General features: G+C 51.9%; 19 protein-coding genes, 1 tRNA gene and 1 riboswitch. Of the genes, 5 read left to right on the top strand and 15 right to left on the bottom strand.

All coding sequences use genetic code 11. The features are described 5' to 3' along the window. Positions 1–100: 100 nt before the first annotated feature. A tRNA-Arg gene (locus AC0YNV_RS01215) sits at positions 101–177 on the top strand. A 222-nt stretch (positions 178–399) separates the two neighbouring features. On the opposite strand, the gene AC0YNV_RS01210 is transcribed toward AC0YNV_RS01215, so the two are convergent. The 6 genes from AC0YNV_RS01210 to AC0YNV_RS01185 form a co-directional block, all read right to left on the bottom strand. Beyond that, on the bottom strand, positions 400–852 hold the full coding sequence (locus AC0YNV_RS01210) for a LytTR family transcriptional regulator DNA-binding domain-containing protein (protein WP_475765176.1): 453 nt from the start codon (positions 850–852) through the stop codon (positions 400–402). A gap of 8 nt (positions 853–860) precedes the next feature. Then, complete coding sequence (locus AC0YNV_RS01205; RefSeq protein ID WP_210045619.1) at positions 861–1,007, bottom strand: AgrD family cyclic lactone autoinducer peptide; 147 nt, start codon at positions 1,005–1,007, stop codon at positions 861–863. Continuing rightward, entirely contained in the window at positions 988–1,530 is a 543-nt protein-coding gene (locus tag AC0YNV_RS01200) for an accessory gene regulator ArgB-like protein (RefSeq protein WP_210045618.1), read from the bottom strand. The genes AC0YNV_RS01205 and AC0YNV_RS01200 overlap by 20 nt, the downstream gene beginning before the upstream one ends. After that, complete coding sequence (locus AC0YNV_RS01195) at positions 1,511–2,155, bottom strand: hypothetical protein (RefSeq protein WP_210045617.1); 645 nt, start codon at positions 2,153–2,155, stop codon at positions 1,511–1,513. Before AC0YNV_RS01195 ends, AC0YNV_RS01200 begins: the two co-directional genes overlap by 20 nt. 432 nt (positions 2,156–2,587) lie before the next feature. After that, positions 2,588–4,312, bottom strand: coding sequence for a methyl-accepting chemotaxis protein (locus tag AC0YNV_RS01190; protein WP_475765173.1), 1,725 nt, complete (start codon positions 4,310–4,312; stop codon positions 2,588–2,590). After that, positions 4,305–5,987, bottom strand: a complete 1,683-nt coding sequence (locus AC0YNV_RS01185; protein ID WP_475765171.1) for a pyridoxal phosphate-dependent decarboxylase family protein — start codon at positions 5,985–5,987, stop codon at positions 4,305–4,307. The genes AC0YNV_RS01190 and AC0YNV_RS01185 overlap by 8 nt, the downstream gene beginning before the upstream one ends. Before the next feature lie 112 nt (positions 5,988–6,099). Further along, positions 6,100–6,186, bottom strand: a riboswitch (cyclic di-GMP riboswitch). A gap of 304 nt (positions 6,187–6,490) precedes the next feature. Here AC0YNV_RS01185 and AC0YNV_RS01180 point away from each other — a divergent pair. Further along, positions 6,491–7,384 (top strand): SDR family oxidoreductase, encoded by an 894-nt coding sequence (locus AC0YNV_RS01180; RefSeq protein WP_475765169.1) that lies wholly within the window; start codon positions 6,491–6,493, stop codon positions 7,382–7,384. A 104-nt stretch (positions 7,385–7,488) separates the two neighbouring features. On the opposite strand, the gene AC0YNV_RS01175 is transcribed toward AC0YNV_RS01180, so the two are convergent. The 3 genes from AC0YNV_RS01175 to AC0YNV_RS01165 all read right to left on the bottom strand — a co-directional run bounded on the left by AC0YNV_RS01175 (position 7,489) and on the right by AC0YNV_RS01165 (position 10,389). Continuing rightward, positions 7,489–8,472: an aldo/keto reductase gene (locus tag AC0YNV_RS01175; RefSeq protein WP_475765167.1), complete on the bottom strand. Its 984-nt coding sequence runs from the start codon at positions 8,470–8,472 to the stop codon at positions 7,489–7,491. A gap of 148 nt (positions 8,473–8,620) precedes the next feature. Further along, on the bottom strand, positions 8,621–9,949 hold the full coding sequence (locus AC0YNV_RS01170; RefSeq protein ID WP_475765166.1) for a 5'-deoxyadenosine deaminase: 1,329 nt from the start codon (positions 9,947–9,949) through the stop codon (positions 8,621–8,623). A gap of 92 nt (positions 9,950–10,041) precedes the next feature. Then, positions 10,042–10,389: a hypothetical protein gene (locus AC0YNV_RS01165; RefSeq protein ID WP_475765164.1), complete on the bottom strand. Its 348-nt coding sequence runs from the start codon at positions 10,387–10,389 to the stop codon at positions 10,042–10,044. Positions 10,390–10,562: 173 nt separating this feature from the next. Here AC0YNV_RS01165 and asnB point away from each other — a divergent pair, with 173 nt between their 5' ends. Further along, on the top strand, positions 10,563–12,407 hold the full coding sequence (asnB, locus tag AC0YNV_RS01160) for an asparagine synthase (glutamine-hydrolyzing) (RefSeq protein WP_475765162.1): 1,845 nt from the start codon (positions 10,563–10,565) through the stop codon (positions 12,405–12,407). Between the two features lie 185 nt (positions 12,408–12,592). Here asnB and AC0YNV_RS01155 read toward each other — a convergent pair whose 3' ends face one another. The 3 genes from AC0YNV_RS01155 to AC0YNV_RS01145 all read right to left on the bottom strand — a co-directional run bounded on the left by AC0YNV_RS01155 (position 12,593) and on the right by AC0YNV_RS01145 (position 15,285). Beyond that, positions 12,593–13,249, bottom strand: coding sequence for a non-canonical purine NTP pyrophosphatase (locus AC0YNV_RS01155; protein WP_475765160.1), 657 nt, complete (start codon positions 13,247–13,249; stop codon positions 12,593–12,595). Beyond that, the gene (gene rph / locus AC0YNV_RS01150) at positions 13,246–13,992 is read right to left on the bottom strand and encodes a ribonuclease PH (RefSeq protein WP_475765158.1); all 747 of its coding nucleotides are present in this window, start codon (positions 13,990–13,992) and stop codon (positions 13,246–13,248) included. The genes AC0YNV_RS01155 and rph overlap by 4 nt, the downstream gene beginning before the upstream one ends. A gap of 234 nt (positions 13,993–14,226) precedes the next feature. After that, positions 14,227–15,285, bottom strand: coding sequence for a GerMN domain-containing protein (locus tag AC0YNV_RS01145; RefSeq protein ID WP_475765156.1), 1,059 nt, complete (start codon positions 15,283–15,285; stop codon positions 14,227–14,229). 166 nt (positions 15,286–15,451) lie between these two features. On the opposite strand from AC0YNV_RS01145, the gene AC0YNV_RS01140 reads away from it, so the two are divergent. Then, positions 15,452–15,976 carry a phosphatidylglycerophosphatase A family protein gene (locus AC0YNV_RS01140; protein WP_475767249.1) on the top strand — a complete coding sequence of 175 codons (525 nt, stop codon included), beginning with the start codon at positions 15,452–15,454 and terminating at the stop codon, positions 15,974–15,976. Positions 15,977–16,354: 378 nt separating this feature from the next. Here the strand turns inward: AC0YNV_RS01140 and hemG are convergent, their stop codons facing one another. The 3 genes from hemG to hemE are packed head-to-tail and all read right to left on the bottom strand — an operon-like array spanning position 16,355 to position 19,911. Beyond that, entirely contained in the window at positions 16,355–17,884 is a 1,530-nt protein-coding gene (hemG, locus tag AC0YNV_RS01135; RefSeq protein WP_475765155.1) for a protoporphyrinogen oxidase, read from the bottom strand. 31 nt (positions 17,885–17,915) lie between these two features. After that, the gene (hemH, locus tag AC0YNV_RS01130) at positions 17,916–18,845 is read right to left on the bottom strand and encodes a ferrochelatase (protein ID WP_475765153.1); all 930 of its coding nucleotides are present in this window, start codon (positions 18,843–18,845) and stop codon (positions 17,916–17,918) included. Beyond that, entirely contained in the window at positions 18,838–19,911 is a 1,074-nt protein-coding gene (hemE, locus tag AC0YNV_RS01125) for a uroporphyrinogen decarboxylase (protein ID WP_475765151.1), read from the bottom strand. Before hemE ends, hemH begins: the two co-directional genes overlap by 8 nt. Positions 19,912–20,165: 254 nt before the next feature. Between hemE and AC0YNV_RS01120 the strand changes: the two genes are divergently transcribed. Further along, positions 20,166–21,380, top strand: a complete 1,215-nt coding sequence (locus AC0YNV_RS01120) for an MFS transporter (RefSeq protein ID WP_475765149.1) — start codon at positions 20,166–20,168, stop codon at positions 21,378–21,380. The last annotated feature ends 75 nt before the right edge of the window (positions 21,381–21,455 follow it).

Genomic DNA, 21,455 nt, shown 5'->3' with positions numbered 1-21,455 from the left:
TGTTCAAATGAAGCCTGATTGAACGGTCAGTCACAATAAAAACATATTTAAAATTCCTCTTGCGCTTTTCAAAAAATGCATGCTATAATATCACTTACGTGTCCCAGTAGCTCAGCTGGATAGAGCAACGCCCTTCTAAGGCGTGGGTCGGGGGTTCGAATCCCTCCTGGGACGCCACTCGCGTTTACATACAATCATTTTAATAAATTGAAAAAAAACTCGAATCCCAGCCGTATCAAGGGATTCGAGTTTTTTTGTTTCACTATTTAGCTATTTAGATTACGTCTTTTAAAACGATGATTAACTCTTCGGTCCAAAACCTGAGCTGCAATGTGTTAAAGCATCTCGGATCTCGAAGCATCCTGTCTAAAACAAATTAAAGATCAAAGAGGCTGTTTCTCATGACCGGGAAACAGCCTCTTTGATCTTTATGGAAATCATTCGGGAATCATCACTGGCTTTCGTTTCTACGAAAGGTTGATTGATCTGTTTGAGTTTCTTCTCGACAGCTTTGTATTTCTCCCAAGCCAACGTACAGCTCTTGGAGTCCTTGCCTAATTCATATTCGAAATATGCCCGTTTGTACTGATCATCCAGCCTCTTGATATTCCTGATGTGAATGGAAAAGTTCCGGTCCACCGGAAAGAAATCGTACCCGCTGTCCTGCAAGGCCTTTGTCCATGTTTTTAAAGTGCCCCATATATAAAATTCTTCATTTGTTGTGTGAATTTTGATTTGCGGCGTACTGCCCCCGATGTACTCAAGGAACACCACAGCTTTAATCTCTACGCTGCACAGACCGCCGCTGCCATCGTTATTTCTTATAACTGATAATAAATCCATTTCAAACATCTCCCAGGCTATTTCTGCTTTTTAAGAAGACTTGCCGGCGTTTTTGGCTGATGTACCCAAATGATGCTGGCAGTAGAAACAATCAGTACCGCAGCGGAGGCCAAAGCAGTACAAACAAAATAGAACACTTTGCTTTTAAGCGATTTCATTTTCATATTTAGTGTCACCTCCTCTCCATTTGATCAAGAGAATGCATTGAATGAGGAACGAAATGGCAACAATTGAGGATTGGAAATAAAAATTTGAACAAACAATAAGAACGGAAATCCACCTTAATAATGGAAAATACTTTGAAGGAATCCTGGTTTGCTGCTCGATTCTTGATGGCGCGTAGAGGATGGCGAGAAGTATGCATACGATAGTCAGACAGTACACGGTCAAGTTGGAAATTGAGGAGAAACCGACAATATTGGCCGCTATGGAAGTCGATACCAGGCATGTCCAGCTATGTTTAAGATGAATGCCTCCGGAAACCGCTCTTAAAACAGCGAAGGCCAGCATGGCGTATATCGTTTCCTGCGTTTTTCCTGTCATTAAGCTCAAGATCAATGCAGCAATTAAGGTTCCGAAAGTATTGAAAAGCGCCTCTATGGAAAATTGCAATTCTTCGACAGAGCTTGGATGGTCAGGGGCTCTCCGCTTTAAACCGGCAGCCAATCTAAAGGCCAATGTTTGCATCTTCTGTCTCCTTCTTCAGTGCAAAATAGAGCAGAAAAGCCAGTCCGATAAAATAGATTATTGTGGCTATGTATAGATTCCCAATAAACAGCACAGCTCCGAATGCCAGTGCGATTAATATCATTATAATCATTACCAGCAAAGTTACCAACTTATAAATTGGTTTTTCGAATTCAAATGAGAACCCTATTCCTCTTTTATATAAAAAACCGCTAATCAGATACCCGATAAGACCCGTCAATGTCTGCAGCAGATACCCTTTCCAGGCATGAGAATTAATTTCCTGAACGGATAGGTACCCAAAGGATAACTGCATTATCAACCCTGTCTGCAGCAATGCAAAAAAACATAAGCCTGTCAAAGATACAATTAAAGCCCAGAATGCAGGAATTTTAACTACAGCCATCATAAAAAGAACCAGCAGCACCAAAATGGCAACCGGAGCGTAATCCGCGAGCGCTACTTCTTTTCGCAAGTAAAAACTCACAAGGTTAATGACGATCATCATGATAAGCGAAGGCCAAAGATATTGAGTGAATTTAAGTCTGTAAAGGGTGAATGAAATAGAAAACAATGCGATGCTTTCAATAATGGAAAATAACATGAACAACAAAAAAACACTCATTTGATCAACCGTCCCTCAGTTTACTGAACCCCGCTGTGCGATAAACTCAATCGCTCTATCCTTTAGCCATATTGGCCTGCCACCATCTAACAGTGCATCCGGTTTAAGAAAATCACCCCTATACTCCGGATTGAGCGCCCGTTTGCCGGCAAGCGATATATTTTGTTGGGATGTCCCCAGATGCTTGGAGAGCCAAGCGGCTGTAACGTATTCCAGTAGTTCCATTCGCTCTCCTTTCCCGTATCCGCCTTATTACCTCATTATACCCAAGCGGTTGATATGTACAAGCGAACAAAACTATTTTCCAGACGTTTCTTGTTTGTATCGCACCTGGGCCCGGGCGTTATACAAGAACGGGAACCTGCTCCTAAAAAATAGGAAAAGGTTCCCTGCTTGGGGCGATACCCAATATGCAGCACATTCATAAAAAGCTTACTGCACTTTTACTTTGAAACGGCTTGCCGATTTCAGAAGCTCTGCCGCCAGATCCGAGCACCTGCCGATGGATTCGGTCAATTCCTGCATCGTAGCGCTTTGCTGCTCGGCAGCCGCTGCGACCTCTTCGGAGCTTGCTGCCTGCTCCTGTGTAATGCCGGAAATTTGCTGCATGGCCGAGGTGATCTGCCCGAACGACCGCTCCACATTGACAACAGCCTCCTGCAGCTGCTCGGTGCACGTGGAAAACTCGCCCACTCCCTTGAAAATACCTTCGAAATTGGCATGCGTCTCGCTAATCCAGGCATGTCCCTGCGTGACGGCTTCATTGCCTTCAACAATACGGTTGATAACCAGCCGGCTGTTTTCCTGTGTGACCGAAACCAGCTCGGATATAGACAAAGCAGACTGTGAAGACTGCTCGGAGAGCTTCCGTACTTCCCCTGCAACTACAGCAAAGCCTTTGCCCTGCTCACCGACACGGGCTGCTTCAATCGATGCGTTAAGCGCCAGCAAATTCGTTTGGCTGGCAATATTGGAAATAATGGTTACAATATCTCCGATAGCCCGCGAATTATGGCCCAGAAGCTCAGCGGCCTCGAGGGAGTGCCGCATTGCCTCCTGTATGACCTCCATTTGATGCAGCGTCTTCTCTACCAATTCCCGCCCGCCTTCGGATTGCTCTCTGACCAGAACCGCAATTGACTGCATCTCCTCCACATCCTGAGTAACCTCCGAGAGCTCCCCGTCAATTTCAGATACAGCTTCCGAACTGTTCGTGAGCCCTTCGACGATCCCATTGATGCCCTCGCTCATTTTGTTCATGGATACCGCTACCTGCAGCGCGCTCTGGCTTGTCTCTCCCGATGCCTGATGCAAATTGCGTGTCGTTCCCGAGATCTCGTACGATGATGATAGAATCTGGCGGATCAACTCCTGCAGGTTCTGGCTCATCTGTCCGAACGACTGGGACAGCTTGCCCATCTCATCCTCACGCTTCAGTATAATCTGCCCGCTCAAGTCTCCGGCCGCCACCTTCTCCGTGGCCGACATCAGCCTGCGTATCGGCTTGGTGAAGATCCGGCTGATCGCCAGCGATACGATGGAGCCAATCAATAAAACGATGATGGTTATGATGACGGTGGACCAAAATATGGTCGATGACATTTTGGGTATAACGGAAGCATCCAGGTCGATACCGAGCAGGGTGCTCGTGTTTCCATCCGTGTAGGGAACGAAGATGGATTTATGAATACCGAATTCATCCTTGTAGATTTCGCTGACAATTGTCTTGTTGTCGGTCAGAGCCTTGTTCATATCAGCCGTAAAAGGATAGTCGGTCCCGTAATCGTCCGGCACATCGGCTAACACGACGATATGATCCTTTCCGCCGCTTTTGGAGAGCACATACACATTCTCCAGACCATTCTTAACTTTAACCTGTTCCAGATTTTCTTTCAGGGCGGCATAAAGCGGATCGCTTGCATCCTTTACTTCGGCCTCGTAACCGGGAATGCCGGCGGCTACCAGATCCGAGACAACCCCGATATCCGTATTCAGCCTCAGATCGAACTGCTGCAGCAGCTTATCGACCAGATTCGTATTGACGTAATAAGTTGTGCCTGCAAATGCGGCGCATGTAAATAATTGCAGTAGCAGGATGCTGATGATGACTTTGAGCGACAGTCGTTCCCGCACGGGACGCAATAAGGAATTAAACAACTTCGACGGACCTCCCTGATTGATACGGAGAATGGTACTGCTCATAAATTTCGTCTACTCTCTCCTTTAAGTAGCCGACAATTGCCGGGACATGCTCAAGCTGTGTATAAGGCGAGATCACAAACAGCTTGCTGGCGTATAAGGGGACTTCCACACCTTCCCGGGATAAAACCATCAGATGCTTCTTGGTGTCTCCAAAAAACATTTCATCGCGCCGCTCCCCGAGCAGTTCGAATAATCGTTCATTAAGCCGGTTGTTTCGGAGGAGCTCATCAAGCGGGCACTCCCCGGCCAATTCCTCTTGAAATCGGGAAATCCGGTTCTCATAAATCCTCAGCAGTGTCGTAATACCGGGATTGTCGGGATTTGCGATCACCATCTCGGGAACTTCCTTCATGAGCTGCCTGCGGAAAGCCAAATTGACCGATACAAACTGCGCCAGCAGCTGTTGATACCCTTCAATGCCAAAAGCCAGCAGAGCGCTGTAGATACTGATCGAGCTGGCCATTCTGGAGCATTCCAGCGTGTAACCGGTATGATACTGGCCGTATCCGCGGTATCCCACATAAGGCGTTTCATCGGGATTCAAATCAAGCAGCCGCAGAGATTCCGCTTCTTTAACCAGGAGCAGGCTCGTCAGATACGGCGTTTGTCCCAGCTTTTGAAAATCAAAGCACATGGTATCGGCAAGATGGATATGCTTCATTTTACCTGCTATCGCATGGAGAGCTCCCAGCGTTTCCATATCCAATGCAAGCGGATTAAGGGCAAAATCATAATCATTGAAAAAAGCGAAAAATCCTCCCAGCGCCGAGTCCGCATGAATATGCGGCCTATTTAATCCATTAGCCGCGGCAGCTTGTACGGCAATATTCATAATTTCGGAAATATCGTCAATTCCCATAGCATCGGTCGTCCCCGTAGTGGCGACGATATAGATCGGAACTCCGCCTGAACGAATAACCTGCTCCAGTTTCCATTTTAAATCCGCTGTGTCCATGGAGCTGTCGCTTCTTGTCCGGATTTTGACCAGACGGTCGCTTCCAAGTCCTGTTGCTTCCATGGATTTGTACAGACTGTAATGAGCCGAATCAGAACAGAAGGCATACAGGTTATTCGGCACTCCCGTGCGCGAAGCATCCGGAGCGAATTTGGCTATTGCCAGCCGCAGACCGGTGAAGATTGCCCCTTGTCCGCCCCAGGTTGTGTAGCCGCCGCTTCTCGTATGGTCATAACCGACCAGCTTGGACATCATGCTGACGACCCGCACTTCAGCCTCAGCGCCAGCCGGGCCATATACATCCCACAAATTATTGCCATTGACAAGCATCGCGGCGAGCATTCCCATAATGCCCGGAATCGATGCCATGGGCAGAATATTGGTCATAAAATATTTGGTATGGTAGGGATGCGCATGCATCAGTTCGATCAGGCCCCGGGTTACATCTTCCATCGCTTTCCCCTGCGGGGGGATGACACTGCTCTCATTCAGCTGTCCATAAAAATCGCCTGACCGGTCCTTGCTGCCCTTCAGGTTTACCCTCTCTGGGTCCTTCAAAAGATCGAAGCCCGTCATCAGCTGCTCCATAAGCTTCATCAATTGCATCCGGTCCTGCTCATTCCCATCATCGCTCGGAAACCATTGACGTACATCTTGAACTGGTGACATCTTCATGTAATAGCCTCTTTTCTGTAACCAAATTATTTTGTGGTGCGAAAAACCCATAAATGATCCGCACAGCAAAAAACAGCATAATGGGCATGGCAAGCCTAAACAGCTGTTAAATGGATGCAACTGGCTGGCATTTCCACTGTTGGATGATGCCCCTGTAGTTTTGCGTCACTACTTTTCAATAGCTTTGCCTAGTATTCAATTTGTCTTCGCCGTGGAAATAATAGACCGGGAAGCTTAGTCGTATATTACTATTTTGTTCCATTATCTTCAAGGATTTTTGGGACTTTTAACAATAAAATTATAAAATAAGTTACAAATTTATTACATTTATCGCGGTTTCGACATTAAAACCAGTTCTTAAGACTTACTTTTCAGTTTTTCTTCTCTTATCCAAGGGAGCTATATTTTTTTCATTTCTGCATGCCCGGGGTAATAGTTCAATGGAACGCGTAAGAACATCGTATTCGTGGCATGATAGCTTATCGAAAGGAGTTGTTTCTCAAATGACGAAGCAGCCTATGACATCTCCAGGCGAAACGCCAGCAAGGCCAACCACATTACCGCCGCAGCATCAAAGCCGGCAACCAGGACTGGAATCCAAAATGACGCCAAGTCCGCAATTTGAATCTTCCGGATTGAAGGCAGCGGGCAAGCTGCAAGGCAAGGTAGCCATTATATCCGGAGCAGACAGCGGGATCGGCCGTGCCGTTGCGGTTGCCTATGCCAAGGAAGGCGCCGATATAGCCGTTCTATATTTGAATGAACAAAGCGATGCGGAGGTAACCAAGCAGTTCGTGGAAGCGGCCGGCCGCCGCTGCATCCTGGTGGAGGGAGATATCGGCGATCCGAACTTCTGCCGCGAGGCCGTGGAGGAAACCGTTAAAAGCTTGGGAAAACTCGATATCGTCGTGAATAACGCGGCGGAGCAGCATCCCCAGGATAAGATTGAACTCATTATTCCCCAACAGCTTGAACGGACCTTCAAAACCAATATTTTCGGAATGTTTTATTTAACACAGGCGGCTATGCCTCATTTGGCAAGCGGTGCAGCAATCGTTAACACGACATCCGTAACCGCCTACCGGGGAAGCCCGACATTGCTCGATTATTCGGCGACCAAAGGAGCCATCGTTTCCTTTACCCGCTCCTTGTCGCTCAATCTTGCCGATCAGGGCATTCGCGTCAACGCCATAGCGCCCGGCCCTATCTGGACACCTCTTATTCCTTCAACCTTTGATGAGCAGAAGGTGGCCAAATTCGGCGCCGATGTCCCGCTCAAGCGAGCCGGACAGCCGGAGGAACTGGCTCCCGCTTATGTGTACCTCGCAAGCGAGGATTCTTCTTACATGAGCGGTCAAGTCCTTCACATCAATGGCGGGGAAATTGTGAACGGGTAGCATTCCCGAAGGAAATGATTTGCAGCATGAAACAACATAAAGAGGCCCGGACAAGCGAAGGAATTCGCTCGTCCGGGCCTGCCCATGCCTAACTATTCTCCTATTCAATAAGGTCCTCTGATATAGTTGTGAACCTCTTGCTCGTAGAATTGATGGATTTTGTCGAGCTCGCTTCGCGTATAACCCGGAACGTTGGCCGCCCGCAAATTATCTTCCACCTGCGAGACGTTTCGGAATCCCGGTATGATACAGGTAATATGGGGATTATCCAGAAGGTAGCGCAGCGCGGCGCTGGCCATATTCGTTCTGCCCTCGGCAATCCATGACAGCTCCTTGCTCAGTGATACGCCCATCTCGAAGGCAATTCCGGCGAAGGTCTCACCTACATTAAAGCTTTCGCCATTACGGTTGAAGTTCCGGTGATCGTCAGGAGCAAATGTTGATTTCTCCGTGAACTTGCCCGCCAGCAGCCCGCTGGCAAGCGGCAGACGCACCAGAATGCCCACTCCCTGCCCGAAAGCCTTGGGAATCAGCTCAAGCTCCGGCTTCTGCCGAAACAGGTTGTATATCACCTGCAGCGCCTTCACGTTGGGATGCTGTAAGCAAATAAAGCCCTCTTCGACGGTTTCCACGCTTACTCCGTACTCGCGTATTTTGCCTTCCTCGCGCAGACGGTCAAGCGCGCCGAATACCTCGCCGCTTCGCAGAATATCCGTAGGCGGACAATGCACCTGGTACAGATCGATTCTTTCACGGCCCAACCGCTTCAAGCTTGCCTCGCAATAGGCCCGCACCGACTCGTAGGAATAGGAAGCCGGATCCAGAAGATCACCGGCACGGCCAAACTTGGTCGCGATGTATATCTCGTCCTCACGCCCTTTTGTCGCTTTGGCGAGCAGTTCCTCACTATGTCCTTCACCATAAACATCTGCGGTATCGAAGAAGTTGACACCCTCTTCCATTGCACGTGACAGCGCTTTGAGCGCCGAACCATCGTCCGTTCCGCCCCAGGATCCGCCGATAGCCCATGTTCCGAAGCTGATTTCACTTATGTGCAATTCGGTGCTGCCCAGTTGTCTGTACTTCATGATATCAACCGCCTTTATGTTTTGATGGCGCTTTCTTGCCTTGTTCCATTATGACTGCCATTCCCGCATACTGCAAGAGGACGAGTCGCTAAAATACAGAAATGGCGGGCCTGCTCTCTGCCGCAGACTCGCCAAAAGTATCGTCAGGTCAAATCCTTGCGAGCAGTCTGGCGATGGATTTATCCGCTTCCCGGAGCACAAGCTTCTTGTCCATCGTCCGTACTCGCCCCCGCTGAACGACGTTTTTGCCGTCTACCCATACAGAATCGACGTTACTACGGGAGGCGGCATACACAACACGGGAGTACGGGTCGGCATCAAAAGAGGGAAAGGTGTGAAAATCATTCAGGTTCAGCAGAACCAGATCGGCCTTCTTGCCCTTCTCGATGGAACCGATCAGATGATCCATACCGAGTGTCTGCGCTCCGCCGATCGTAGCCATCCTCAGCACTCTCCTGGCATCCATGCTCTCCGGTCCGCATCTGGGTTTGTGAAGCAGAGCGGTCAGCCGCATCTCCTGGAACATATCCAGCGTATTGTTGCAGGGTGCTCCATCTGCGCCAATCCCCATACCAATGCCCTCATCCAGCATTTCGGGCACATTCGCTATGCCGGAGGCGAGCTTCAAATTGGAACCCGGACAATGGGTCATCTTCGTTCCGGTCCGCTTCATGATGGCCCGCTCTTCCTCGTCCAGCCAGATGCAGTGAGCGAGAACCAGCCGGGGGGAGGTCAGGCCTATATGATCAAGATAGACAATGTTGCGCATACCGCGCTGAGTCATTACAAGTGCGATTTCCTCCTGATTCTCCGCCGCGTGCGTATGAACCAGCACTCCGTAACTGGCAGATAAATCGCGCACCTCAGTAAGAAGACGCTCCGAGCACGAGACGACAAATCTCGGACAATACGCATAGCTGAGACGGCCGCCATCATGGCCATGCCACTTCTCCAGCAGCCTTGTGCTCTCCTGCAGGGAGGCTTCGGTTTGCTCTTGAAGACCCCTCGGTACATTGCCGCCCGCGTCCATCATAACCTTGCCGGATACAGCCCGGATGCCGCTCTGCGCCATGGCTTCAAAGGCGGACTCGGTGTGGCTGACGGTCTCCATGTCCAGAATTGTCGTGGTCCCGCTGAGCAGCAGCTCGCCAATGCCGAGCATGGCCGAATAATAAATAGATTCCGCATCATGGGCAGCCTCAAGAGGCCATATCCTTGTCCGCAGCCAGTCCATTAACGCCATATCGTCCGCGCGGCCGCGAAAAAGCGTTTGGCATAAATGGATATGGGTCTGCACGAATCCGGGAAGCAGCAGCTTTCCGCGCGCTTCAATGACTGTTGTATCCGGCTCAAGGTCCGTAATCCTGCCGCCAACCTCTGCGATGATATCATCCTTGATCAAAATGTCTCCGGTCAGAATCTCATCCTTGTCATTCATCGTCACCATCTTGACATTACGCAGCAAGGTTGAACCCATAGGGGAAGCCTCCTCCATAATCAGATGCTCCCATTGTAGCATGAACATAGGGAAGAGACTTTACATCTCAAGTTGAATATAATCCTGCCAAGCTAAAGACTTCCTTCGGAGAACAAGCCCATCGTCGAGATATGCCGCCTGGTTTCCTCCGTGCCTCTTTCGTACAGCAGCTTATAGATATCCATGAGCAACCCGTCAACACCGGCGTTGATCTGTTTGTCCGAGGATGTCTCAAAAAAAGTTCCTCCAAAATGAAATGCCTGCGCTTCATCCATACTGGACAATTCCCCCATCAGCTCCTGCAGTAGGCCCAGCTCCTCTTCACTTGCGGTTATTGCCAGTTCATAGGCTGTTGCTCCCTGATCCTCCAGAATCGAACCCGCCTGGACGGAAACATAATAGGTTTTACGGCTGGTTGAATCTTGTGTATGCTCTTCCATATTCGTGATTGCCCCTTCCCGTTCTCATTCCACTTCCGCGCCTTCCATTCGATAATGGATCCGTACGCTTCGCTTCTCTAGCATCCCCATCCGGACAGACATTTTATGCTGGCTGACGGCATAACCATCATAGTACCGCTGTTTAAGCCCTGCTTAGAGAGGAATGAGAGAACATGTGTGGAATCACGGGCTGGATCGATTGGACCGACGACCTGACCAAGCAGTACGCCACCCTGGAACAAATGACTGAAACGCTGGAAAATCGCGGGCCGGATGCCTCAGGTACATGGCTCTCCCGCAGTTGTGCACTGGGTCACCGCCGGCTTTCTGTTATTGACCCCGTCAACGGCGCCCAGCCGATGATACGGACAACTGAGGATGATACGTATGTCATTGTTTATAACGGCGAGCTGTATAACGCCCCCGAACTGAAGCGGGAGCTGGAGGGGCGCGGCAGAAGATTTACTACCACCTGCGACACGGAAGTGCTGCTGGTTGCCTATATGGAATGGGGTCAGGCATGCATTGAGAAATTCAACGGCATATTCGCCTTTGCCATTTGGGATTCGCGGGAGGAGCATCTGTTCCTTGCCAGAGACCGGCTGGGTGTAAAGCCCTTGTTCATTGCCAAGCAGGATGGGCGGTTCGTATTCGGTTCGGAGCTCAAAGCGCTGCTCGCCCATCCTTCCGTTAAACCCGTTGTTGGCGCGGAGGGTCTGGCAGAAATTTTTATTATGGGACCTGCGCGAACACCGGGCCAGGGGGTCTACCGCGACATCAGCGAGCTGCTGCCCGGCCAGTGCGCCACCGTCACCCGCTCCGGGGTCTCCATTGTAACCTACTGGAAGCTGGAAAGCCGGCCGCATACCCAGAACGTCCAGGAGACGGCCCGCACCGTGGGCGACCTGCTCAAAGACACCGTCGAGCGCCAGCTCGTATCCGATGTCCCTCTTTGCACGCTGCTGTCCGGAGGACTGGATTCCAGTGCCCTTACGACCTATGCCGTTCGTTATTATGAGCAAAACGGGCAGGATAAGGTCCATACCTTTTCCGTTGATTATGTGGATAACGATAAACATTTCAAGGCTCACGCTTTTCAACCCAATTCCGATGCGCCCTGGATCGAGCGGATGACCAAACATCTGGATACTGTCCATCATCCTGTTCAATTTGACACGCCCGAGCTTGTCGATGCGCTGCGGGATGCCATGCTGGCAAGAGATTTGCCCGGAATGGCGGATGTGGATGCTTCGCTGCTGCTGTTTTGCCGGGAAATCAAAAAGGGAGCCACGGTTGCGATATCCGGCGAGGCGGCAGACGAAATATTCGGCGGGTACCCCTGGTTCCACCGCGAGGAAGCGTTGAATGCCGGCACCTTCCCATGGGCGCTGGCTGCGGAGATGAGGGCTGGTCTGCTTTCGCAGGACGTTGCCGCCTGGATCAAACCGCTTGAATATATCGGCGACCGTTATTCGGATGCGATTGCGCAGGTGCCCAGGTTGGACGGCGAAGATGCGGCTGCCAGAAGAATGCGGGAAATGTCTTATCTGAACATCACGCGGTTTATGCCGACGCTGCTGGACCGCAAAGACCGGATGAGCATGGCGGTCGGCCTCGAGGTCCGGGTCCCTTTTTGCGACCACAGGCTTGTTGATTATGTCTTTAATATCCCTTGGGAAATCAAGACGGCCGGCGACCGGGAGAAGGGCATTCTGCGCCTCGCTCTGGAAGGCGTACTGCCGCCTGATGTGCTCTACCGCAAAAAAAGTCCCTACCCGAAAACGCATAATCCCAATTATCTGGAGGCTGTACGCTCAAGATTGCTTGATGTGCTGAATGAAGGCCAATCTCCCCTGCTTCCGTTAATTAACGTTAAAAAAATCCGCGAGCTTGCCGAATCGGATAACGCCAGCTCCAATATTCCCTGGTTTGGCCAGCTCATGTCCGGACCTCAGCTGTTCGCCTATCTGCTCCAGACCGATATGTGGCTCCGGGAATATAACATCGTCATCCGTTAACGAAAAATTTGCAAAAAAAAAGAAGCCCCGCAGTAGACCATGCAAGTGCGGTTCTGCTGCGGGGCTTGGCTATGTTCAAATTATAAGAAAGTATAAAATTCTCGCATACTTTGCTTATACTACTGAGGGTAGAAGCTTGCTTCTGCCGCCTATGGTCGGATAGAGCCGCTTCTTTCTGCCGCTTTCTAAACTTGCTGTTCCAGCTGGATCAACAAGGAAGCAAGAGCTTGTCCCCGATGGCTGATCGCCTGCTTCTCCTCCGTTGAAAGCTCAGCCATGGTCCTGCCATGGGACGCAAGCCAGAACAAAGGATCATACCCGAAGCCGCCGGCTCCTGATGGCGTATCGGTTATGAATCCGTCGACATAACCCTCCGCTTCCACGAAGTTGCCGCTGGACGGATTATACAAGGCGAGCGCGCAGACAAATCTCGCTTTGCTCAGCAGCTTTGTTTTGCCTTGGGGAGCAGTGCCTTGCTCTGCTTTAATGGAAACCGCAGCACCCAGCTGCGACAGCTCATCGAGCAGCTTGGCATTATTCAGCGCGTCGCTGGCTCCTTCTCCTGCGTACCGTGCCGAGTAGATTCCCGGACGTCCATCGAGCGCGTCCACTACAAGTCCGGAGTCATCAGCCAGCACCATCAAATCGAGCGCCTTGGCAACGGTCTTCGCTTTCTTGCGGGCATTCTCGCCGAAGGTAGCTCCATCCTCCACAATCTCAGGGAGATCGGGATAATCAAACATGCTGACGACCTGCAGTCCCAGTTTGCCAAACGCATGGGCAAACTCACGCACCTTGCCGGGATTTTTGGTAGCTACGACTACTGTACTGCCTGCCTTCATACGCGCGACGCTCCGATTCGGCTGCCCAGCGGCCCGAGCACATCGCGCTGTCTGGCGATCAACGCCTGAATGCCTTCTTCCGCCACTCCAAGCAATCCATCCAGCTCCTCGCGCGAGAAGGGGGCGTCTTCTCCCGTTCCCTGAACCTCGACGAATTTGCCGGAACCGGTCATCACAACGTTCATATCGACCTTGGCTTTGGAATCTTCCTCATAATTCAGATCCAGCAGCGTCTTCTCCTGGATCACACCGACGCTGACCGAAGCCAGAAAATCCGTGATCGGATATTTGGCATATTCCACGTTCTTCGACAGCTTGTTTACCGCCAGGGCCATAGCGATGAAAGCGCCTGTAATGGAAGTCGTTCTTGTCCCTCCATCCGCCTGAATAACATCGCAGTCCAGCGTAATCGTCCGCTCTCCAAGCGCCTGCAGGTCCACTACCGAGCGCAGCGCGCGGCCGATCAGCCGCTGGATCTCCATCGTGCGTCCGGTGAGCTTCCCTCTTGCCGATTCACGCTGATTGCGGGATTGCGTGGCTCTGGGCAGCATGGAATATTCCGCGTTAATCCAGCCTTTTCCCTGCCCCTTCATAAAAGGAGGCACCCGCTCCTCAACCGTAGCCGTGCAGAGCACCTTCGTGTCGCCGAATTCGATCAATACGGAGCCTTCCGCATATTTATTTGGGTTCATTGTTATTGTGACCGGCCTAAGCTGGTTCCATTGCCGTCCATCTGTTCTCATACTTATGTAGTCCTCCTCATAAATCATCTCAATCATTCTACCAAAGACAACGGGGAAAAGCATCCTTTGCGGCGTCGGCGGGCAAACGGACTGAGATTGACAGCCATCGCACCGTCACACCCCCGTGCGGGAAGCCCCTCATAAGGTGCCGGAATAAGGCCTGAACTACGGCAAAAAAACCCGCTCCGGAGCAGGTTCGCCCCGGGCAGGCTTGTCGCTTGTATAAGGTCAGGATCAGGACTTAAAGGCGTTGACATGCTCGGGTGCGGATACAGGGCTGCTGTAGGATTGGTTATTGGTATCGGTGAAATCCGTTTCGCCGTTGAGCTTGATTTGAACCTTGGCCGCACCAGTATTCGCCGTTAATGCCAGGACCACAGCCTGAAGCATTTCTGCCGGCTCCTGCTGCCCTGCCACATACGCATCATCCTGCAGCTCGACAGTAACAATATCATTCTGCTTCGTAACGCTCTTGACCGTTACATCCGGCGTCATGACAGCCGTAAGCGCACGTCCTTCGGAAGGACCGCTGATCAGCTGCTCTATGGCCGATTTGGCCCGGTTATCGGAACGGTTGACCAGCCTTGTGACCGGAACATAATATAATTCATTATTGGGTGTCAGAGCCGAGAAATACAATGTTACCGGCGTGGTCTGGCTGTAATTGTTCACGCCATCGGCTGCTTCGAGATTGATGCCGACGGATCTTGTCATAGGCTGATCAATCGGCATGCCGTCAACAGGCATTTCACCGAGTTTCGCCCCTTCCATCCATATGTCCACCTTCTGAATATCCGGCATGCTGGTCAGCGTCCAGGTTATCGCTTCGACAATATGCCGCTCCTCCGTCACATTGTAATCCGAGAATGCCTTTGAGAAATCAACAACTGCCAGCTTTTGGTCGGGAACGATGTTAAAATCCTTGATTTCGGTGCCTTTGGGAAGCACGGCCTGGAATCCCTCCGGGAGCTGTGATGCATAGGCCCCCCCGTCCACCATCATCTCAAGCGCCTTCTGGCCTGGCTTCTCTCCCTCGCCCAGGGCAGCCTGTACAGCCACGGGCGCCAGCATTCCATTCTGATCCTTCAAATAAACGGTCATCTGGGTCTGACCGGCATGATTGGCTGCCTGTCCGACGTCGGTAATAGCCCCACTGACATTCTGCGAGCTGTTCTGCGGCGGATCGATGGACGGGCTTTCTTCCTGTGAGAATAAACCGCAGCCGGTCGTAAGAATGGGCAACGCCAACGCTCCGGCGAGCGCCGCCCGGCGAACAAGGCGATAATGTTTCATGTTCATAATTCCTCCCCGTAGACTTAGTAATCAAGCGCGAGCTCTTCCATTCATTTGGTACAAGTTGCTCTTTTGTAGTACTATGTATACGAGCCCTCTCCATCAATTAGACCAGTTTTGTCCATTAAACAAGAAACAAGAGGTGAGCCCTGTGGCCAAGTCTAAAATGTACAGCCTCAACAGTGAAATCGTAGCTTCGACGACCAAAGAATGGCTGGCCAAACGAGGCGTTACCATTAGTCAAATTGCTGAACTTGTTATTTTTTTGCAGAAATCCTACTTTCCCGAGCTGACCATGGAAGAGTGCGAGCAACACATTGAAGCTGTGCTTTCCAAGCGTGAGGTGCAAAACGCGGTGCTGACGGGAATTCAGCTCGATATGCTGGCGGAGGAAGGCAAGCTGCTTGCGCCGCTGCAGGATATGATTGAGAACGACGAGGGCCTTTACGGTTGTGATGAAATTCTGGCCCTCTCCATCGTCAATGTATATGGAAGCATCGGTTTTACGAATTTCGGCTACGTCGATAAACTGAAGCCGGGCATCCTGAAGGTGCTCAACGACAAGGAAGGCGAGCAGTGTCATACTTTCCTCGATGATATTGTCGGAGCCATTGCCGCATCGGCCAGCAGCCGTATTGCGCACCGGAAACAGGCAGAGCGCGAGGGCAGCATGGGGCCGCCGATTGACTAACCGGTTGGATGCCGGTTGAATGCCGGTTGGATGCCAAAAAGGATGACCAAAGCACCTTGCGCTTTGGTCATCCTTTTTTGAATTGTATATTTCAGCTCAAAGTCAAAAGCATTGCTTATGCGAGACTAGCAAGGCCGGAAATCTCCAGGCGGGGCAGTCGAACCTGCCAATCTGTAAGCCTGATGAACAGCTGTTGAAAAGAAAGCTTCTGCAGGAAGACCATCCTCGCTTAATGAACAGCATGAACTAATCAAAACCATCTGCGCTGCAGCAAGGTTTTTCCGGCTTAGACGGTCTGTAGCCAGAGCTATAGCGAGTGTAATAAGGTTTTTCCTTGCTGGAGTTAATTATTTGATCATGTCCGAGGATATTTTTTAATTACTTGCGCTTGGTAATCGCATCATACACGCGGGACGCTGCTTCCCTGCCCTGACGGATGCAGTCAGGCAGTCCTACGCCATCGAAAGCAGCTCCCGTGACCCACACACCCGGCAGCTTTGCGCTCATCCTTGCCCGCAGCGCGGCAATTTGCTGCACATGCCCGACCGGATACTGCGGCATAGACTTATGCAGCCTGGTGATTTCCGTAAACAACGGCACGGCCGTGATACCCATAATATCGCGTATGTCACGCCGGACCGCATCCTCAAGCTGGGAATCAGGCAAATCGACAACCTCTTCATCTCCAGAACGGCCGATATAACAGCGCAGCAGCACCTTATCGTCCGGGCTGGAATGAAGCCACTTCGTCGAAGTCCAGGTACAGGCTGTTATGGTCGTTCCTTCGGAGCGTGGAATGACAAAACCGGACCCGTTAAAATCCTCAGCAATATCCCGTTTGTTAAACGCCATAACCACATTGGCGACAGAGACATAATTGATCGCCCGCAGCGCCTGCGTATCCATATGGGGTTCCAGCAGCTCTGCCGCATCATATGCTGGCGCTGTGATGACAATGCCATCGGCTTGAATAATTTCACCATCGCTTAGCAGGATGTCATATGGAGCCCAGGGTTGGGCTTGTCCGTCTGTCTGCCCCGCTTCCGGCTCCGTCTCTGCATTCCTGCCGGATTCCTCATGCTCATCGGGATCATTCGGCCGAAAGGCTGCAGCCTTGACGCCAATCCTGCGCTCTGCTCCTGACAGCGCATGATCAAGGGCTTCAATCATTGTCGTTAATCCACCCTTGAAGGTCAGGAACATGCTGCCGCGTACAGAAGCCGGAAGGCGGCTTGCGCTGGCCGCGACGGCTGGGGCCAGGCGCCTGTTCGCACTCATGCCGCGAATCAGACTGCGATGCTTGCGCTCGGCATCGCGAAATTGCGGGAATGTCGCCTGAAGGCTCAGCTTGCGCAAATCACCCGCATAAATCCCGGCCAGAAGCGGCTCCGCCACGCGTTCCATCATTTGATCGCCCAGCCGGCGCGACAGGAAATCACCAAGCGCTTCGTCCGACTCCTCCTTGCGGGCAGGCAGCACAAAATCGAGCAGCGCCCGCAGCTTGCCTCCCCATGAGATCAGCCCTGATTTGAGAAATGGGGAAATTTCTGTCGGTATGCCCAGCACAAGCCCCGGGGGCATGGGATGCAGCTTGCCCTTATGAAGAATATAGCTTTTTTTGGCCGCCGGATTGGTACCGACCAGCTCCTGCTCGATCCCCAGATCCCAAGCCAGATCGATAATCGCGTTCTTGCGGGCCAGGAATGAATCCGGTCCCCGCTCGATTACGAAGTCATCCCGCTTCAAAGTGTTGATCTTCCCGCCCAGCCTTCCGGCCGGATCAACAATCGTAATTTGTATGTCGCGTCCGCGCTTCTCCGCTTCCCTAAGCAAATAAAAAGCGGAGCTCAGTCCGCTGATCCCGCCGCCAATGACGACTAACCGATCAGGTTGTCCGTTTCCCCGCATGTCGTTCATCTCCTCTGCCCTGTGTTATGCATTATGCCTGCTGCCACTGATCCTGTGAAATGATGGTTTCCGCCAAGGTTTCCATATATAACGGATCGGTATTCAGCATTTCAATGCGGGCAAAATCAATGCCCAGCTGCTTGGCAGCCTCAATCGCTTCAATGTCCAGATCATATAGAACCTCCAGATGATCGGAAACAAAACCTATCGGAGCCGACAATACCTGTATATAGCCGCTTCCGGCCACTTCCTTGAGCGTCTCCAGAATATCGGGACCCAGCCACGGCTCGCGCGTGCGGCCTGCGCTCTGCCACGTAAAGCTCCAGTCCGAAGCGCCCGCCCCTTCAGCGACCGCAGCAGAGGTCTCAAGAAGTTGAGCCTCATAGGGGTCATTCATCTCCCTTATCCTGACCGGCAGGCTGTGGGCGCTGAACAGAACCTTAACCGGCTTGGAGACATCAAAAGGGCCCAAGCCCGTTTTCACACGGCTGATCAATGCCTCAAGCAGCTTGGGATGCATATGATAGCTCTCCACAAAATTCATCTCGATGCCGAGCTCTTCCGCCTTTTTCCTGGCGCGTTCCACATAGCCGCCCACGCTCATGATGGAATAATGCGGCGTCAGAACAATGCCAATCGCCTCACGGACGCCGTCTGCAGCCATATTGGCGACTCCATCCTCAATATAGGGACGGGCATGCTTCAGGCCTTGGTAGCACTTATAACGACCCGGCGCGAAGGTATCCAGCTTGTCCTGTATGCCGGCGACCTGGCGGTTCGTATTCTCCCGAAGCGGGAAGAACCCGCCCACGATCGCTTCATAGCGGCCGCTCAGATCAGCCAGCTGCTCCGGCGTAGGGGGATTCCCCCTGCGGATATGCGTATAGTACTCCTCGATACCGTCCAGACTTTCAGGCGTTCCATAGGACATGACAAGCACACCGATTTTACGCTCAGACATGGCGCGCCTCCTTCTGCTCCCCTGCCGCAGCAATCGCCTCGGCCGAATAATCATGAATATAGGAAGTCAGCTCGCGCAGCTTATCAAGCGATGCTTCGGGAAACAAGCCATGCCCCAGGTTGAAAATAAATCCGGGCTGCCGTATTCCCTCGTCGATAATCTGCTTGGCATGGGATTGAATAACATCCATCGGCGCTGTCAGCACATACGGGTCCAGATTTCCCTGAACCGCATAAGAACCGCCGATGCGGCGGCGACCTTCGGTTATCGACACGCGCCAGTCCAGTCCGATGACATCGGTTTTCAGCTTTCCAAGAGTCGGAAGCAGTTCGCCGGAGGCCACGCCGGGATAATAAATTTTGGGCTGCTTCAAGTCAGACAGCTCTGTAAAGATCCGCTCGATAGTCGGCAAAACAAACTGCCGGAAGTCGTGGGGAGCAAGGGCTCCGACCCAGCTGTCGAACAATTGGAACGCCTTGCCTCCCGCTGCCATGTGGGCACGGGCATAAGCGATAACCATATCGCCCAGCTTGTACATCAGCTGATGCCATATCTCGGGCTGGCTGTACATCAGCGTCTTGGTGCGGATATACGACTTGGACGGACGTCCTTCTATTAAATAGCTGGCTATGGTGAAAGGCGCGCCTGCGAAAGTGATCAGAGGCACATCAAGCTCACGGTCCAGAATGCGGATCGTCTCCAGGATATGGGACAGGTCGCCCTCGACATCGATGGGCCTGAGCTTCGCCACGTCAGCTGCAGATTGAATGGGATTGGCAATAACGGGTCCCACATTCGGAACAATATCAAAGTCGATGCCGATCGACGCCACCGGATTCATAATATCGGAATACAGAATGGCCGCATCCACGCCAAGCTTTCTTACCGGCATCATCGTCACTTCAGCAGCAAGCTCCGGCTGACTGCAAATTTCAAGCAGCGAGTATTTTTCTTTTATTTTACGGTATTCGGGATCATAGCGTCCCGCTTGTCGCATATACCAGACGGGTACGCGATCGACTTGTTCTCTCCTGCTTGCCCGGATGAACCGATCGTTGTAGCTCATTGACGTTCCCCATTTCTATCGGATTCTCTACGTTACCATTATGCCCTTTTTGATGAAGCGTAACAACCGCCCTCTCTCTTCTTTCAATGACAACTATATGACAAATGACGGATTTCACTCTATAGGAAGAACCGGCTTTGCCGTCCATTGGCGGCAAAATAATTGCTGCAAAGTCAGGATTTGCGGCTTGCTTGTTATGCTATACTTAACCTATTGTGTTCAGAATAAGCAAAGGTTAGGAGAAAACAGTCATTATGGAGCAGTGGAAGAAGAATCTGGCTGTCCTGTGGGTGGGACAGTTCCTTGTCATGGCCGGAATGACCATGATCATTCCGTTTATGTCCCTTTACTTGCAGTCGGATGGCATCGGACTTACGGATCCGCATGAAATCGCCACCTGGGCGGGCATTATTTTCGCCGGCAATTTCGTCACCGCCTTTCTGTTTCAGCCCCTCTGGGGCAAGCTGTCCGACCGCTACGGACGCAAGGTTATGCTGCTTCGCTCCGGATTCGGGATGGCGGTTGTCATCGTGCTGATGGGCTTCGCAACCGCCCCCTGGCATCTGCTGGTGCTGCGGATGATCAACGGCACCATATCCGGTTTCAACCCGGCTGCAATCTCCCTGATATCGGCTACAACGCCCAAGGACCGGACAGGCTTTGCCATGGGCACGCTGCAGTCCGGGGGCATTGCCGGCACGATGCTCGGTCCCCTGCTGGGCGGCCTTCTCGCCGATCAAATCGGCTTCCGCCCGATCTTTTATTTGACCGGCACGCTGCTGTTTATGGCTTCAACGCTTGCCATGCTCGTCGTAAAGGAAAGCTTCGATCACAAGCAGGCGGCTGCAAGGCCTAATGTATCGGTACTTGAAGGATTCCGTCAATTGGGCCGGATTCCCCAGCTGACCTCGCTGTTTGCCGTAACCTTTCTGATCCAGTTCGCCATGGTCGGGCCTATGCCGCTGCTTCCTCTGTACGTCCAGCAGCTGCATGGAAGCGACGTCAACGTTGCGTTCTGGGCTGGACTTGTCAGCGCAGCGGCCGGCATGTCCAATATGGTCGCTTCCCCGCTGCTGGGCAGGCTGAGCGACCGGATCGGGCAGGAGCGGATTCTTGCCGTCTCGCTGATTGGCGCGGCGGTCATGTTCATCCCCCAAGCGATGGCCACACATGTATGGCAGCTGCTTATTTTCCGCTTTCTGCAGGGGGCATTCCTCGGAGGGCTGATCCCGTCCGTGAACTCCCTGATCCGTAAATTTACCCCCGACGGAATGGAGGGACGCGCCTACAGCTTCAACACCAGCACTCTCAGCCTGGGCAATATGTTCGGCCCGCTTGTCGGAGGCGTGATATCGGGCTGGATCGGCATTGGCGGCGTCTTTATCACTTCATCCGTTCTGTTTCTCATCAATGCGGTCTGGGTGCGCAGCACCCTGGCCCGCAAACGCACAGCAAACAATAAATCATGAGGGTTGCCGGCAGGCTGTCAGGAAAGCGGATATGCAATCATAGTATAAAAAAACGGACATCCCGATAGAGGGAAG

It is taken from the genome of Paenibacillus sp. JT31N11, assembly GCF_056269285.1.
Note: the sequence above shows the minus strand (reverse complement) of the source record. Positions and strands in the feature narration are given on the sequence as shown.